The 14394-nt window shown below is 67.1% G+C and carries 14 protein-coding genes; 6 read left to right on the top strand and 8 right to left on the bottom strand.

What is annotated here, in order from left to right:
- The first annotated feature begins 6 nt into the window (after nucleotides 1–6).
- Both GLS40_RS17895 and GLS40_RS16585 read left to right on the top strand, forming a co-directional pair.
- Nucleotides 7–168 carry a hypothetical protein gene (locus GLS40_RS17895; RefSeq protein WP_202076258.1) on the top strand — a complete coding sequence of 54 codons (162 nt, stop codon included), beginning with the start codon at nucleotides 7–9 and terminating at the stop codon, nucleotides 166–168.
- Between the two features lie 11 nt (nucleotides 169–179).
- Entirely contained in the window at nucleotides 180–1169 is a 990-nt protein-coding gene (locus GLS40_RS16585; RefSeq protein ID WP_160383777.1) for a D-2-hydroxyacid dehydrogenase family protein, read from the top strand.
- Here the strand turns inward: GLS40_RS16585 and GLS40_RS16580 are convergent.
- Nucleotides 1129–2196, bottom strand: a complete 1068-nt coding sequence (locus GLS40_RS16580; RefSeq protein ID WP_160383776.1) for an AbrB family transcriptional regulator — start codon at nucleotides 2194–2196, stop codon at nucleotides 1129–1131. The genes GLS40_RS16585 and GLS40_RS16580 overlap by 41 nt on opposite strands.
- 76 nt (nucleotides 2197–2272) lie before the next feature.
- Here GLS40_RS16580 and GLS40_RS16575 point away from each other — a divergent pair, with 76 nt between their 5' ends.
- Genes GLS40_RS16575 through tcuB form a run of 3 tightly spaced genes read left to right on the top strand, consistent with a single transcriptional unit; the run spans nucleotide 2273 to nucleotide 5401 of the window.
- Nucleotides 2273–2956: a GntR family transcriptional regulator gene (locus tag GLS40_RS16575; protein ID WP_160383775.1), complete on the top strand. Its 684-nt coding sequence runs from the start codon at nucleotides 2273–2275 to the stop codon at nucleotides 2954–2956.
- Nucleotides 2953–4341: an FAD-dependent tricarballylate dehydrogenase TcuA gene (gene tcuA / locus GLS40_RS16570; RefSeq protein ID WP_160383774.1), complete on the top strand. Its 1389-nt coding sequence runs from the start codon at nucleotides 2953–2955 to the stop codon at nucleotides 4339–4341. The genes GLS40_RS16575 and tcuA overlap by 4 nt, the downstream gene beginning before the upstream one ends.
- Nucleotides 4331–5401, top strand: coding sequence for a tricarballylate utilization 4Fe-4S protein TcuB (gene tcuB, locus GLS40_RS16565; RefSeq protein WP_160383806.1), 1071 nt, complete (start codon nucleotides 4331–4333; stop codon nucleotides 5399–5401). Before tcuA ends, tcuB begins: the two co-directional genes overlap by 11 nt.
- Before the next feature lie 84 nt (nucleotides 5402–5485).
- Here the strand turns inward: tcuB and GLS40_RS16560 are convergent, their stop codons facing one another.
- The gene (locus GLS40_RS16560) at nucleotides 5486–6022 is read right to left on the bottom strand and encodes a DUF6622 family protein (protein WP_160383773.1); all 537 of its coding nucleotides are present in this window, start codon (nucleotides 6020–6022) and stop codon (nucleotides 5486–5488) included.
- Nucleotides 6019–6264, bottom strand: a complete 246-nt coding sequence (locus GLS40_RS16555) for a hypothetical protein (protein WP_160383772.1) — start codon at nucleotides 6262–6264, stop codon at nucleotides 6019–6021. The genes GLS40_RS16560 and GLS40_RS16555 overlap by 4 nt, the downstream gene beginning before the upstream one ends.
- 99 nt (nucleotides 6265–6363) lie before the next feature.
- Here GLS40_RS16555 and GLS40_RS16550 point away from each other — a divergent pair, with 99 nt between their 5' ends.
- On the top strand, nucleotides 6364–7149 hold the full coding sequence (locus tag GLS40_RS16550; RefSeq protein WP_160383771.1) for a LytTR family DNA-binding domain-containing protein: 786 nt from the start codon (nucleotides 6364–6366) through the stop codon (nucleotides 7147–7149).
- 263 nt (nucleotides 7150–7412) lie between these two features.
- On the opposite strand, the gene GLS40_RS16545 is transcribed toward GLS40_RS16550, so the two are convergent.
- From GLS40_RS16545 to GLS40_RS16525, 5 genes are all read right to left on the bottom strand, one after another.
- On the bottom strand, nucleotides 7413–9404 hold the full coding sequence (locus tag GLS40_RS16545; RefSeq protein WP_160383770.1) for an alpha/beta hydrolase: 1992 nt from the start codon (nucleotides 9402–9404) through the stop codon (nucleotides 7413–7415).
- A 22-nt stretch (nucleotides 9405–9426) separates the two neighbouring features.
- The gene (locus tag GLS40_RS16540) at nucleotides 9427–11355 is read right to left on the bottom strand and encodes an alpha/beta hydrolase (RefSeq protein WP_160383769.1); all 1929 of its coding nucleotides are present in this window, start codon (nucleotides 11353–11355) and stop codon (nucleotides 9427–9429) included.
- Nucleotides 11356–11482: 127 nt separating this feature from the next.
- Nucleotides 11483–12349 carry an SH3 domain-containing protein gene (locus GLS40_RS16535; protein WP_160383768.1) on the bottom strand — a complete coding sequence of 289 codons (867 nt, stop codon included), beginning with the start codon at nucleotides 12347–12349 and terminating at the stop codon, nucleotides 11483–11485.
- Between the two features lie 40 nt (nucleotides 12350–12389).
- On the bottom strand, nucleotides 12390–12989 hold the full coding sequence (locus tag GLS40_RS16530; RefSeq protein WP_160383767.1) for a lysozyme inhibitor LprI family protein: 600 nt from the start codon (nucleotides 12987–12989) through the stop codon (nucleotides 12390–12392).
- Between the two features lie 25 nt (nucleotides 12990–13014).
- Nucleotides 13015–13785 carry a CPBP family glutamic-type intramembrane protease gene (locus GLS40_RS16525; RefSeq protein ID WP_160383766.1) on the bottom strand — a complete coding sequence of 257 codons (771 nt, stop codon included), beginning with the start codon at nucleotides 13783–13785 and terminating at the stop codon, nucleotides 13015–13017.
- Between the last annotated feature and the right edge of the window lie 609 nt (nucleotides 13786–14394).

Genomic DNA, 14394 nt, shown 5'->3' with positions numbered 1-14394 from the left:
CCTGTCTTGAGCGATTACGAAAAACTCGCCCGTGCCCGCCGCGATCTTGAAGAGACGCGCAACGATCTGTCGCGACGCATATCCGAAGATGCGCCGGACAAGGCGGAGCTGTTGCGCCTGCATGACCGGGTCAGCCGCGCGATCAAGGCGCTGTCGGGCATCTCCTGAAAGGCCCGCGCATGAAGGTCCATATCCTCGACGACTGGTTCGACACCCTGCGCGGGTTGCCCTGTTTCGGGCTGCTGGCAGGTCATGACGTCACCGTCTGGACCGATCATGAACCCGACCCCGCGGCGCTGGCCGCGCGGCTTGTGGATGCGGAGTGTGTCGTGTTGTTCCGGGAACGCACCCGCGTCACCCGCGCCCTGCTGGATCGGTTGCCGAACCTGCGGCTGATCTCGCAGCGCGGGGCCTGGCCGCATGTGGATGTGGCGGCCTGCACCGGGGCGGGCGTGCTGCTCTGTTCCGACACGGGGGGCGATGGCGCGAATTACGCCGCGGCCGAGCTGACCTTTGCGCTGATCCTGGCCGCCATGCGACAGTTGCCGCAGCAGATGGCCAGTGCCAAGGCCGGTCAGTGGCAGATGGGCGTGGGCCGGAGCCTGCGCGGCCGTCGGCTGGGCCTTTATGGCCGTGGCCGCATCGGGCGCGTCGTTGCCGATTATGCCCGCGCCTTCGGGATGGAGGTCACCTGGTGGGCGTCAGAGGCCGGCCGCGCCCGGGCGCTGGCCGAGGGCGAAACCGTTGCCCCCAGCCGCGCGGCATTCTTTGCTGACAGCGACGTGGTGTCCCTGCATCTGCGGCTGACGCCTCAGACGCGGGGGATCGTCACCGCCGAGGACCTCGCCGGCATGGGGCCGAATGCCGTGCTGGTGAACACCTCGCGCGCGGGTCTGATCGCCCCTGGCGCGCTGCTCGAAGGGTTGAACATGGGCCGCCCCGGCATGGCTGCCGTGGACGTCTTTGACACCGAGCCGCTGCTGGACCCCGCCGATCCGCTATTGGCGCATCCGAACCTGATCGCCACGCCGCATATCGGATTTGTCACCGAAGACGAGTTCGACAGGCAGTTCGCCGACATCTTTGCCCAGGTCAACGCCTATGCCGCGGGCGCGCCGATCCACATGGTCAATCCCTCGGTCTTCGCGCCCTCCGCCGACGGGCGATAAGCCCGGCCACCACCGGCGCGCCGACGATCACGATCACGATGCGCGTCAGGTGGTGGGTGATGACAAAGCCCAGATCCGCGCCGGTGACGATGGCCAGAACCGTCATTTCCGCCTGTCCGCCGGGGGCAAAGGCCAGGAAGGCGGGCACCGGATCGCCCAGCCCCAGTGCCGTCACCAGCCCGGAAAACGCCGCGGCCAGCACTGCCAGCACCAGCACATAGGCCACGCCCGCCGCGACCACGCGCGTCAGCTCTCCCCAGGTGACGCCGATGAAATGCACGCCGATGCCGCAGCCGATGAAGAACTGCGCCAGCAGGATCGCCTCGGCGGGCGGGCGGAAATGCACGACACCGGCCAGCGACAGGGCCGCGGTCACGATCATCGGCCCCAGGATCGACGCGCCGAACAGGCCCAGCCGTTCGCCGCCCTTCCAGCCGATCCAGGCGGCGGCGATCATGATCAGCAATTCGGACCACGGCAGATCGGCCACCGGCGCGCCGATGGGGTTGGTCAGCGCGGTGCCGTAGAAATGCAACAGGATGAAGGGCGCAAGCGTCACGATGATCAGCACCCGCGTCGCATGGATCAGCGACAGGGCGCGCGGATCGCCGCCCGCCTCGGTGCCAAAGATCACCATGTCTTGCAGCCCGCCGGGCATCGCCGCGTAATAGGCCGTCGGCCCGTCAAAGCCCCAGAGCCTGCGAAAGAACGGCACGCCGACGATCGCGATTGCAGCGATGAAGACCGGGACCAGCGCCACCGACTGCGCCATGCGCGGCAGTTGCGCCACCACCGCCGGCGTGATCGAGGCCCCCACGGCGACCCCCAGGATGGTGCGCGCCGCGACCGAGACCTGCCCGAACCCCTTGAGCGGCAGATGCGCCAGCGCCCCCGCAAGGCAGAAGGCCATCGGACCGAACAGGAACGGCAGCGGCAGATCCAGCGACCAGAACAGCGCGGTGCCCGCCGCGGCCAGCCCGAAGGTCAGGGCCCGCTGTGCCTGCGGGTGGGAAAGATGTTTGCGCAAACCGGCCTCCTGACTGTCTTGACGAGTACTGTGTACGATTGTATCCACGTGGATACAATACTGAACCGGAGGCCCGATGATCCTGGACGATGACAGTGCCCCGCAGGGCAACGGCGCCTATCTGCAGCTGCTGACCGAGCTGCGCGAAGGCCGGCTGAATCCCGGTGATCGCCTGCGCGAAACCGAATTGGCGGACCGGCTTGGCGTCTCTCGCACCCCCGTGCGCGAGGCCATCCGCCAGTTGGAGGCCGACGGCGTCGTCACCCATGTCCCGCGTCAAGGCGCCACGATCCGCAGGCTCGACTATGCCGAGGTGATGGAGCTTTACGAGATGCGCGCCGTGCTGGAAGGGACCGCCGCGCGGCTGGCCGCGCGCGCTGCATCGGACATCGAAATCGAGGAATTGATCGACATGAACCAGCAGATGGCGACACTTGGCAATTCGACCGAGGCCTTCATCCTGAACCGCCAGTTCCACGCGGCGCTGCTGGACGCAGCCAAGAACCGGTTTCTTGCCCGCTCCATCCACGCGCTGCAAAAGGCATTGATGATCCTTGGCCCGACCACGCTGACCGAACCGGACCGCGCCACAAAGGCTGTCGAGGAACATTTCGGCATTCTCGACGCGATCAAGTCGCGGGACGGGGCCTTTGCCGAAGCCGCGATGCGCGCGCATATCGAGGCCGCCCAGCGGGTGCGCGTGCGCGACCTGCGCGCCAGCAGCCACAAGACCCCCAGCTATGACGGAGACCTGCTGTGACCTCTCCCGACATCGCCATCATCGGCGGCGGCAACGCGGCGCTCTGCGCGGCCATCACGGCGGCCGAGGCCGGGGCGCGCGTCCTGATCCTGGAAACCGCGCCAAAGCCCTATCGCGGCGGCAATTCCCGCCACACGCGCAATTTCCGCTGCATGCATCACGGCCCGCTTGGCCCCCTGGTCGACAGCTACAGCGAGGATGAATACCTCGCCGATCTGATGAAGGTCACCGGCGGCAAGACCGACGAGGGGCTGGCGCGCCTGGCCATCCGGACGTCCGAGGACTGCCTGCCCTGGATGCAGGATCACGGCGTGCGGTTTCAGCCGTCGCTGTCGGGCACGCTGTCGCTGGCGCGCACGAATGCCTTCTTCCTCGGCGGCGGCAAGGGGCTGGTGAATGCCTATTACCGCACCGCCGAAAGCCTGGGCGTTCAGGTGGAATACGAGGCTGCCGTTACCCATCTGGAACTGGACGGCGAGCGCGTGACCCGCATCGACTACACCCGGAACGGCGAGACGCACAGCATCGCGCCCAAAGCCGTGGTTGTCGCCTCGGGCGGGTTTCAGGCCGATACCGACTGGCTTGCCCGCGCCTGGGGGCCGGCGGCGAAGAATTTCCTGATCCGCGGCACGCCCCACAATCGCGGCGTCGTGCTGGCCGATCTGCTGGGGCAGGGGGTCGAACAGGTGGGCGACCCGACGCAATGCCACGCCGTCGCCATCGACGGGCGCGCGCCGAAATTCGACGGCGGCATCGTCACGCGGCTGGACTGCGTGCCGTTTTCCATCGTGGTGAACAAGGACGCCCAGCGGTTCTATGACGAGGGCGAGGACGTCTGGCCCAAGCGCTATGCCATCTGGGGGCGGCTGGTGGCCGCGCAGCCCGATCAGGTCGGGTACGCGATCATCGACGCCAAGGCGTCGGACCTGTACATGCCGTCGGTCTTTCCGCCGATCATGGCGGATACGCTGGAGGATCTGGCCGACAAGATGGGCCTGCCCGCCGCCGCGCTGGTGCAGACCGTGCACACGTTCAACGCGGCCTGCGGCGATACCTCGGGCTTTCACCCGACGGAGCTGGACGGCGTCACGACCACCGGCCTGACCCCGCCCAAGACCAACTGGGCCCGCCCGATCACCGAGCCGCCGTTCTATGGCTATTCGCTGCGCACCGGCGTGACCTTCACCTATCTGGGCCTGAAGGTGGACGAGACCGCGCAATGCGCCATCGGCAACCGCCCGATCGCGAACCTCTGGGCGGCGGGCGAAACAATGGCCGGGTCGATCCTGGGGCAGGGCTACCTTGCCGGGTTCGGCATGACCATCGGAACCGTTTTCGGACGCATCGCAGGCAAGGAGGCCGCCGCCCATGCAAATGCAACCTGATCTGCTGCAAGAGGCCCGCCGCCAGGCCGAGATCTGCAATGCCTGCCGGTATTGCGAGGGCTATTGTTCGGTCTTCCCCGCCCTGCATGCCGAACGCGCCTTCAGCGATGGCAACCTGACGCAGCTGGCGAACCTCTGCCACAACTGCCGGGGCTGCTATTACGCCTGCCAGTACACCGCCCCGCATGAGTTCGACCTGAACCTGCCGCAGGCGCTGGCAAATGTCCGGCAGGACAGCTGGGAGGAGCTCGCCTTTCCCCGCGCCGCCGGAAAGGCCTTTCAGCAGAACGGCGTGCTGATTGCCATCGCCACCGTCATCGGTTTTGCCCTGCTGTTCTGGGCCGCGCGCGCCCTGGCCCCGGCCTCGGGCGAGGGGTTCTATGCCGTGCTGTCGCACAACGCGATGGTGGCGATCTTCCTGCCCGCCTTCCTGTTCCCGCTGGTCAGCATCGCCATCAGCCTGCGCCGCTACTGGCGGCACATCGGCGCCGGTCCGTTCCGGTTTGCCCATCTGGGCGAGGCGCTCCGCCAGGCCGCCAACATGAAGAACCTCAAGGGCGGGCATGGCGACGGCTGCAATTTCGAGGACGAGGACCGGTTCACCCACGCCCGGCGCGCGGTGCATCAGGCGGTGATGTACGGGTTCCTGCTCTGCTTTGCCTCCACCAGCGTCGCAACCGTGATGCATTACCTGTTCGACAGCCCCGCGCCCTATGGGCTGGTGTCGCTGCCGAAACTGCTGGGCATCTCGGGCGGCCTGCTGCTGGTTGTCGGCTGTGTCGAGATGATCCGGCTGAAGCTGCGCTCCGACCGGGCACTGGGGGCCACTGGCGCCTTTGGCGGCGAGATCGCCTTTGTCGGGTTGCTGGGGTTCACCGGCTTCAGCGGGCTGGCGCTCTACGCGCTTGGTCAGACGGCGGTCATGCCGGGCCTTCTGGCGATCCATCTCGGGGCGGTTCTGGCCTTTTTCCTGCTGACGCCGTTCACCAAGATGGCGCATGGCTTCTACAGGCTGACCGCTCTGACGGCCGAAGCCGGTCGGGCGGCCGGCAGCGGGTGAGGCACGGGCACCCGCACGGCGATGATCGCGATGTCCCGCAGCCCCAGCCGATGTTTCGGCCAGGGCAGCGGCAGGTGTGACGTCTTAGGCATGATGCCGGTTGGCGTCATTGAGCCGGGTCGTATCTCGCCCTTGCAGGGACATCCCGGCACGCGGCGCTCTCAGGATGGCCAGCGACCGCCCGAGAAAGAGGCCGGATACAAGACCGACGATCAGCACGAACCCGAACTGAAACCCCGTGCCTTCGGCCACTTGCGGCGCGACGGCCTTCATCGTGCCAGCAGTGAAGTTTGCGACAAACACGGTCAGGACCATCACGAGGGTCAGCGCCTCGCCTTTCAACGCCACGCGGGTTTCGTCGCGCCCGTTGATCCAGTGTGGTTGAACCCGCCATCCAAGGACGGCCCCCATGCCGTAGGCTGCTGCGAACAGGCCCCAAAGCTCGGGCGATACGTGCAGACCCCCGACTGCCCTGACCGCCAGAATGGCGAGCAATGGCATCAGATAGAACGGCCAGACACGGCTGACACGCGAGCGCATGGACAAGAGGCCCAGCATCACCAGCAACCCGAGAAGCGGCCAAACCCAGGCCGGTGCGCCGGTTAGAATCCCACTGATCATTTTTCACCGTCCTTCAGGGCATCGTCGCCCCCGAGCGCCACGACGAAGAATATGCCGACACCCAGAATGGCGGCGATGCCATGCCCGATCACGGCGCCGAGCCAGACATTCGCCGCGATGATGCCGACAACGCCCAGGAACAGGCGGAATTTGCGCAGCACCCTGGGCCCCGCGTCTCTGCCCATCACCCGCCGCGCCAGTTGGTCGATGCTTTTCTGAACTGTTTCAATCGACGTTTTCATTTCGTGTTTTCCTTTCCGCTTGCGTTCAGCTGGGCTAAGAAATGGGGCGGCAATTGCTTGAGATACAACGCGCTTTACGTGAAATGCAGGCTTCTCTTCGTGAGTGACACCAACCGACATGCCATGCTGCGCGAACGGCCAACGCTGCATCTGCCGGAACAGGCCGCGGGCTATGTGCTGACGGTTGCCGTCCTCACGGTGTTGGGTCCCTTTTCGACCTCGCTGCTGCCCCCGGCCACCCGAGCAGCCTATTGGGCCCTCAGCATCGGGCCCGGGTGGGTGCTGATCCTCGGATTGATTCTGATAACGCGGCGGCTGAAGGTCTTCGAAGATCGCCCGCCGGTCCTGCGTCCCTTGACGGCCTTTGCACTGGCCTTCGTTCCGATCGTCTTCATCGCCATGCAGGTCGACGCCCTGTTTCAGCCCGAGGCCGGGAACGCGCCGATCTGGGCCATGCTGTTGAACGTGGGGACGATCTTTGCAGTGGTGACCGGCATAATGATGGCGCGGATCCGACCGCGCCTCGCTCCGCCCGCGCCGGTGCCTGCGCGCAATGCGTTTCTTGATCGCCTTCCTCCACACCTCGGGACTGCGCTGATCTCGCTCACGGCGCAGGATCACTATGTCGAGGTCACCACGGCCAAGGGACGAGATCTGATCCACATGCGTCTGTCGGACGCCATCGAGGAACTGGCCGATTATCCCGGCCTTCAGATCCACAGGTCACACTGGATATCCGGTCACGCCTTTACAGGCACCAGCCGCGAAAACGGGAACCTGGTGGCGCATCTTGCAGACGGTCGCACGCTACCCGTCTCTCGGTCAAACGCGCCCAAGGTCCGACGCATGCAACCCGTGCGCCCGGTGCCCACCGCGCAGGGATAGCATCGGCTTTCGACCAAAAGCCGCCGCTGATACGTGGCCCCTGTGCCGAAGAGCGGCTTCGCCAGACCGGCCATTCGCCCATCGTGCGGCATGGTCGCGGCGTGGACATCGGCTTTGCGGGCAAGGCAGGCTATCACAAGGTCACGCGAATTGGGTTCGATCGGATCTCTTCTGCCTTGGGCACCGCCGCCTTTGGCCGAGTCCATCCCGGCAGCCACCAGCGGCCACGGCACCAGAGGCAAGCCCCTGGCCCTCCGGTCGCCTCAATAGGGAAGCGGGTGCATCGTGCCGTCCGGCAGCATCACAGGGAGGCGCAGGTCCTCGATGCAGGAGGTGTCGAGCGCGCCTTGCGGATCTTCGATGAAGGCCGCCGTGATGTCCCTGGCGCATTGGCTGAACCGGATCGTGCCGTGGCCGGTCTCCGGGACCATGACAAGCGTGGCGTCGCTGTAGCCCTGCACGGCCAGCGCGCCCCAGATGCCCGCGGTCTGGGTGTCCAGCTCGCCGTTCATCGCCAGGACCGGCCGGTCGGTGGAGCCGACGCTGGTCCAGTTCTCGCGCGGGTGCTTGTCGAACAGCGCGCAGACGGAAATGAACGCCCGGTCGTAGTAGTCCGCTATCGCGCCCTGCATGATTGGCCCCCAGGCGCCGTCCGCTGCCATCAGGTCGCGGAATTTCTGCACCGAGTTCCAGCCGTCGGAAAAATCCTCCTGACAGGCGTAGAGGTAGGTCTGAAAGCTGCCTTCGACATCCTTAACCGTGGCCTCGTTGTCGATCCGGATCAGCTCGTAGACGCGGGCCAGCTCTGCGGTGTCCAACTGGCGGGCGAGCGCCGTGAGGTCCGTGGCGGCGGGCCCTTCGAGATGGGTCCGGATCAGGGCCAGCAGCCCGTCGACGGAGGGCTCCGCGAAGCGCAGGTCGAGGTAGTCGCGCCCCACGGCCAGCCGCGCGGCTGCATCGGGCATGGCCCGGATCGCGGCGGCAAGACGGTCGTCGAAGATCTCGGCCAGCTCGGTGCCGCGTGCCTGCCGGTCCAGATCGCTTTCCAGCAGGCGCGCGGCCCGGTTGACCGTGTCCTCGGCGATGCGGATATGTTCGGCGGCCGCCAGCATCGCGTCCACCTGCGCCATCTCGGCCTCGCCCAACCCCCGGGCCAGCGCGGCGGCGCGGAGCGTGTCGGCATCCGCCGTGGCAGGTTTCGGGGGAAGCGCGCCGGCGGTGATCTGATCGAAGATCGTGGTCTCGCCCCGTTCCAGCTGCGTGATCATCAGGGGAATGTAGGGGGTCAGCGCGTGGTAATCGCCCGCCATGTTCACCCGGCCGTCGATCATTTCGTAGAGCATCCCGCCATCGACCGGCCCGTTCGGGCCCTCGACCGGCGTCTCGCCGATCTTGTCGATCAGCGCAAAGGTACGCGCGGTGATGTCGGGGTAGGCCTCGGCGCAGACGGGATCGCGTTCGCAGGGCGCCAGGCTCAGCTCGATCGGCGCGGAATGGGATTGCCAGAACATCGAATAGAGCGGCAGCCAGGGCGGCGCGTTGCCGTCGATGATGGCCGAGCGGATGCCCGGCGGGTCCTGCCGCAGGATCTCCATCGTCAGCTTGGTGCCGTAGGAGACGCCGTAGAGATTGTAGCTGTCATAGCCGAGCGCCGACAGCACGGCGGGCACATCCATCGCGTTCTGTTCGGTGTTGATCAGGGAATAGTCGATGCCCTTGGCGTCCAGTTCCGCAAGGCACCCCTTGATGAAATCCGCTTCCAGCGTCGGCGCGGCGATCCCGCTGATCCTCTGGTCGATCACGGGGGCCAGCTGCGCGCCAAGGGTCGTGTAGCAATCCATTTCCGGCGCGCTGGAATCCACGCCGCGTTCGTCGATGGCGATGATGTCGCGCCGCCCGCGCAGGTGTTCGAAATAGCCGATGGTCTTGGCCACATGGCTGACCGTGCCGCTGCCGGGGCCGCCATGCAGATAGATCACCGGATCGGGTTCGGGCGTCAGGGAATGCGCCTTGTAGAGGTTGAAGGCGATGGTGATCCGGTTGCTGTCCGGCTGGCGGTGGTCGATGGGCACAGAGACGGTGCCGCAGATCACCGTCTGGCCGTCGATCTCGTCCGGCGCGACGGGGCGGGTGCAGGGGGCAAGGGTCACCGGGTAGTCCGGGTTCGCGCCGCCCGCCTTGAGCATGGCAAAGGCATCGGGGTCAGGCTCGGCTGTCAGCGCGGCGATGAGGGCAAATATCTGCTCGGGCGTCATGAGGTCGTCCTTTCGGGTCGGATCACTGTGCCTGGGGCGGCACGTAGAAACTGGGCTTGAGCGCGGCCGTACAGGCGGCGTTCACCGGCGCGTCGGGCGTTTCGAGGAACCCTTCGGCGATGTCCTTGGCACATTGCGAGAACTGGATCACCGCGTGACCGGCCTCGGGGAACAGCACGGCCTGACCGTTCGGCAGGCCGCGCACGACCAGTTCGGCGGCGTCGGGGTTGGTCTGGGTGTCCTTGGTGCCCGACATGGCGAGCACGGGAATGTCGCTGGTCACCGCCCCGTGGAAGCCGGGACGGGGGTGTTTCTCGAACAGCTCGCAGAACCCGTAGAGCGGCATCGTCGATTTGCGCACGCCCGCGTCGATGGAGGGGAACCGGTAGCCGGCGGCGATGGCGTCATAGCCCGCGCGGGTGTTGAACGGAAAATCCTCCTGGCAGGCGATGATGCTGAGCGTGAACCCCATGCGGGACTGCGCCGTCAGGTTGGCCGCGTCGATCCGGGCCCGCCGGTAAAAGGCCGCGACGTCGTCGTCGGACATGGAGGCCACAAGCCCCAGAAGGCGCGGTTTCTCGACATCCGGCACGTGGGTGGCGACAAGGGTTTCGATGGCCGCGCGGTCCGGTGCCTGCCCGACGAACAGGGCGTAGTCATGCAGAAGGGCCAGCAGCGCCTCGGTGTCCAGGGTCCGTGCGACCCCGGACAGGGCCGCATCCAGCAGCGCCTCGGACGTCAGCGCGCCGGATGCCGCCAGGTCGTCGGAGAGCGTGGCCAGCAGCCGGGCGGCGGCGGCCTCGGCGCCGCGCATCTGTCCGGCCTGCATCAGCGCGACCTCGGCGATGGTCCGGTCGAGATCGCCCAGCCCCGCGCCATGGGCCGCCAGGATCGCCTCGGGTGTCGGGCTCGGGTTGAACGCGCCTGACAGCAGCCTGGCCAGCGTCTCTGTCCGCCCCGCCGCCAGTTCGGTGAAGACCTGCGGCAGGTAGGCCGTAAAGGGCATGGCGCGTCCGTTGCTGGCATCCATCAGGTCGGACACCATCGTCTGGTCGATCTCCTGCCCCGACAGCGTCAGCTTCGGTTCCTCTGCCAGCCTGCGGCCGGCGGCGTGGATCGTCTCTTCGAGGTCGGGATAGGCGGCGGCGCAGGCCGTGTCGGCCATGCAGTAATCCACCACCCAGCCAAGCGCCTGATCGCCCGGCACGCCATTGGTGTCATAGGCCGGGCTGTCCACGCGGCTGATGCTGTCGATCACCAGGCTGCGCAGCCCCTCGGGCGCTGTGCGCAGCAGTTCCTGCCCCAGCTTGGTGCCATAGGAAATGCCGAAGGCGTTGTAGGCGGGATAGCCCAAGGCATCCATGATGGCGCGCACGTCGCGCGCGCTTTGCGTGGTATTGTAGAGCGACAGGTCGATGCCCGTGGCAACGGTCTCGGCCAGGCACTTGCCCAGCGGGCCGTCTGTATCCAGCATCCTGTGCTCGTCCGGTCTTGCGAACTGGACGAAGTTCCCGGCCAGCTCGCCATAGCAGGCGACGGTCCGGTCCGAGATGCCCGCGCCGCGCTGATCGAACAGGACGATGTCCCGCCGGTCGCGCAGGAAGTCGAAGAGGCTGGCATTCATCGGGATCTTCTGGACGGCAAAGCCGCCGGGGCCGCCATGCAGGTAGATCACCGGGTCGGGCGCTGGCGCGGTGGAGCGTGACTTCAGCACCGCGAAGGCCAGAGGGATGGTGCCGCCCTCTGCCGTGTCATGATCCGCCGGCACGGCGATCCGTCCGCAGATCACGGTCTTGCCCTCGACCTCCAGCGGGCCGAGCGGGCGCGGACAGGCTTCGATCGTCAGCGGATAGCGTGCGTCGTGCCCGCCGTCCTTCAGCGCGTCAAAGGCAGGCTCGGTGGCCGCGCTCATCAGGGCGATGAGGGTTGCGATGATCTGGTCGGGCGACATGGGACTGATCCTTTGCAAGGCGCTTTTCAGGGCAAGATCGCCCGGCAGCGCAAGGGAGAGGATGCCGGGCCGTTCGAGCGGGACGCAGCCCCGACGTGTCAGGATGCGCGAGGTGGTCCCGCGCCGTTCAGAAGATCACGTAGCCGCCGGTCCCGTTGGTCAGGGTGACGGACAGCGTGTAGCCCTTGCCGCTGCGGTTGCGCACCAGCACGGCGCTGCCGCTGGCCCCGTTGATGCAATGGACCGGCAGGGTTTCGCTGCGCACCGTGCCCGGCGCATGGCGGACAAGGCCGGTGCAGGTCAGACCGCCCCCGGCCAGGGCCAGGGCATAGGCGCCTTCCTTGTGGCCGAAGATCCGCCCGGTCAGCCCGCCGCCGCCGTAGATCGTGCCATTGCCCGAGAGGTTCACGTCGGACTGCATCGCGATGCTGGCATCGCCCTGACCGATCGCGATGCCCTGTTCGCGCCGGTGGGCCTCGATCGCGTCATGCGCCAGGTTGCGCTGCGTCCCCGAACAGGAGCTGCCAGCCGCGATGGCACGCCCCGCCGGGTTGTAGAGCACGGTGCAGCCGCTTGCGAAACGCACCTCGACCTCGCCGGTCTGGCGGGCGTGGAGTTCGGGCACATCCGGCTCACCCGATACGCTGCCCTCGGTGGGCGCGCCGGATTCCTGCAGGAACCGCCCCGCGACCCAGCCCGAAGAGCTGCCATCCGGCGTTTCGACATGGCACCAGCGCCCGCTGCCTTCGCCCCGGCAGCCGAGGTTGCGGAAAACGGCGCCGTTGGGCGCCAGCGCGATGACAGGGTTGGCGGTGCCCGGCCCGGTGCGGATGTTCAGATGGTCGTCCGCGGCGACCCCCGTCACCTTCCAGTAATCCGGCCCCATCTGCGCCCGCGCGGTGCCGGGCACCGCGACAAGGGCCATGAGCAGGGCGAGGGCGGCGCCCCCGGTGGCGCGGCGGACTGCTGCTGCCAAGATCGTCGTGGGTCGCATATTCGTTCCTCCCGAAAGGGCCTGTTCAGAAAATCCGCGCTCAACCCTGCGTCTGGCAGGTGGTCTCAACTCCCTGGACATCGCTGATGCGGGGCGCGTCGCCCATCTCCAGCCCGCCCCACTGCCGCAGGTAATAGCTGCCGGGCGTGTCCGGCCCGTATTGCGCGCCGATGGCAACCTTGTCGCCCTCTTCCACCCGGATGCCGGGCAGTTCGGTCGCGAACAGTTCGACACCCAACGCGCGCGGGCCGCAGGTCAGCCGGAGCGTCTGCGACGGAGGCTCCAGCAGGAATTCGGCCACCAGTTCCGCCTCGCGGCGCAGGTATTCGGTTTCGACGCAGACGCGCAGGTCCGGCTCTTTCCAGCATTCGTCGCGCCCCGAGATCCAGCCGCGCTGCATGGCGCGCAGGGTCCTGGTCGTCTCTTCGGCCCCGGTATCCAGCCCCTCGGCCACCGCGACGGCGGCGGCGAACCGGTCGGCCAGGCGCCGGTCCAGCGCGGCAAGGCCGGGGTCCTGGCAGATCAGTGTCTCGGCCGAACTCTGGGCCTTGGCGCAGTCAAAGGCCGGGCCGTCCTGCGCCAGGGCCGCGACGGGGCACAGGGCCACCGACGCGAGGAGTGACATGGAGCGCAGTGTCATTGGGATCCCTTTCATTGCGTGGGTCTCAGCCCGGATCCATCGCGGCGATTGCCGTGGAGCCGAAGATCGCCCAGTCGTTGAGGATGTGAACCCCGGTCGAGGTCCAGATGTTGCGGGTGATGATGAACGGCATCAGCAGAATGATCCGGATCGGCATCAGCCCGACCGCCTGTGCCACGTTCCACTGATATGTCGGCAGGTGCACCATCCCGAAGATCACCGCCGCCACCAGCGCCGCGATGCACAGCGCGGGTTTGCGCGGCATGACCCGGCTCAGCAGCGCCATGACACCCAGAAAGATCAGGATGGTGAAGAGCTCTTCGCCCAGCAGTTGGACACCGGTCCAGCCGAAGAACAGGACCCTGTCAGCACGCGATGCCGAGGCCACCATGTCCCCGGCCGGGTTCGACACGGTGTGAAACAGGCCGGTGATCAGCAGCCCCACGGCCACGGTCACAATCGCGTTCAGCACGAAGAACAGCAGGATGATCCCGATATCCTTGAGGGAGAGCCGCCGGAACATGGCCAGGGGCGCCCTTGGCCCGGCAACCGCTGCAACGGCGGCCAGCGGGATGAGCACGAACAGCAGCGGCGGGATGAACCCGGCCAGGCCGCTGTGATACATCTGCTGCGTGTTCAGCAGAACGGCAAAGGCCGCGCCCGCGGCACAGAGCACGATAAGCGCGCCCAGCGGGCCGAAACCGCCCGGGCCGCCCCGGTAATAGGGCAGGTCGCACTGCGTCCGCTCGAACCGGAAGAAGGCAGGAGGCGGTGAAACGGCTCCGTTCGCGGGCATTGGCACAACCTCGATCATGTCGGGCACGGCGCGGGTGCCGTGCTGTTGCAGTCTACGGCGCGCGCTACGGCTGATCTATCCGATCTGCGCGGGTTATCCGGTTTGCGTGACCCTGTGTCCGCCGGCCGGTCTGCCGGGATTCGGGTCTTGCGCGTCTCAGCGTCACGGATGGCGGTTCATGATGGGCGGCGCGATAGGCTTGCGCGAAACGGCCGAGATGGAAACGGCAGAGACGGGAAAACCCGCAGTCCAGCGCGATCGCCGTCACGGAGGGGCCCGCCCCGGCCAGAAACCGCGTCCGCGCGCCGAGGCTGTCTTCCCAGAACTTTGCGGCATAGGTGAGCATGAAAAAGCCAGTGGTGAGATAAATATCTCCACAATCATAACATGTAGGCGGCGGGAGTCTTCTGCTTTCGACGCGCGGGGCGGATGGCGCGCCCCCGGTGAACGCGCGGCGGCTGCGGCGGAGTGACGTCCCCTTGTGGAGGGCCCCATGTTCGCGGTCAGCAGCCTTGCCCTGCGTGAAGCATGCGGTGCCCGGGGACTGTTTCGGCGGCCCGGAGCGCGCGTGCATGTTTTTCGCGCAACCGTCTGTCCCGATCCGCACGG

This window comes from Pseudooceanicola pacificus (assembly GCF_009789075.1).
Taxonomy (GTDB): domain Bacteria; phylum Pseudomonadota; class Alphaproteobacteria; order Rhodobacterales; family Rhodobacteraceae; genus Pseudooceanicola; species Pseudooceanicola pacificus.
This window is presented reverse-complemented; position numbering and strand designations above follow the sequence as displayed.